We start from the raw sequence: 1,097 nt of genomic DNA, 5'->3' as shown, positions 1-1,097 counted from the left end.
GGGACAGCTGGGTGTCGGCGCCGACCCGGGTGGCCTCGACCACCAGGCGCCCGCCCGCGTTGACGGTGGCACCGGTGACGGCGTCCCCGACCCCGACCTCGACCGGAACGGACTCGCCGGTCAGCATCGAGGCGTCCACGGCCGAGGCGCCCTCGACCACCGTGCCGTCGGTGGCGATCTTCTCGCCCGGCCGGACCACGAAGCGGTCGCCCACCGCGAGATCCGCGATCGGGATGCGCAGTTCGGTTCCGCCGCGCAGCACCGTCACGTCCTTGGCGCCCAGTTCCAGCAGCGCCTTGAGCGCGGCCCCGGCGGTGCGCTTGGAGCGCGCCTCGAAGTAGCGGCCGGCCAGGATGAAGGCGGTGACGCCGGCCGCCGCCTCCAGGTAGATGTTGGACGAGCCGTCGCTGCGGCCGATGGTGAACTCGAAGCCGTGCCGCATGCCCGGCATCCCGGCGTCGCCGAGGAACAGCGCCCACAGCGACCAGAGGAACGCGGCGAGGGTGCCGAGCGAGACCAGGGTGTCCATGGTCGCGGCGCCGTGCCGTGCGTTGGTGAACGCGGCCCGGTGGAACGGCCAGGCGGCGTAGGTGACGACCGGCGCGGCGAGGGTCAGCGACAGCCACTGCCAGTTGTCGAACTGGAGGGCCGGCACCATCGCCATCGCGATCACCGGGACCGCGAGCGCCACCGCGGTGAACAGCCGCTGGCGCAGCGGGGCCAGTTCGTCGGCCGGCTCGGTCTGCTCGCCGCTCCCGCCCTCGGCGACCGGGGGCTTGGGCAGCGCGGCGGTGTAGCCGGTGGCCTCGACGGTGGCGATCAGGTCGGCGACCTCGACCCCGCCCTCGAAGGAGACCTTCGCCTTCTCGGTGGCGTAGTTGACGCTGGCGGTGACCCCGTCCATCCGGTTGAGCTTCTTCTCGATGCGGGCCGCGCAGGAGGCGCACGTCATTCCGCCGATCGAGAGTTCCACCTCCGCGGAGGCGGGTGCCTGGGTAGTCATCGTCGCTCCTCGTGACGTCGTCGTGCGGTACGTTCGGCGGCCGGGCCTTCATACCTAGGAGGGGTATCGGGCGGTGCCGGGTTCATTTATACCC

At 72.0% G+C, this 1,097-nt stretch carries 1 protein-coding gene; it reads right to left on the bottom strand.

Annotation, left to right across the window (positions count from 1 at the left end):
* The coding region (locus ACIQOV_RS42520) for a heavy metal translocating P-type ATPase (protein ID WP_401056634.1) at positions 1 to 1,003 on the bottom strand (1,003 nt) is incomplete at its 3' end.
* Positions 1,004 to 1,097: the final 94 nt, after the last annotated feature.

The organism is Kitasatospora sp. NPDC091257 (assembly GCF_044757675.1).
In the GTDB taxonomy this organism is placed as follows: Bacteria; Actinomycetota; Actinomycetes; order Streptomycetales; family Streptomycetaceae; genus Kitasatospora; species Kitasatospora lactacystinica.
Note: the sequence above shows the minus strand (reverse complement) of the source record. Positions and strands in the feature narration are given on the sequence as shown.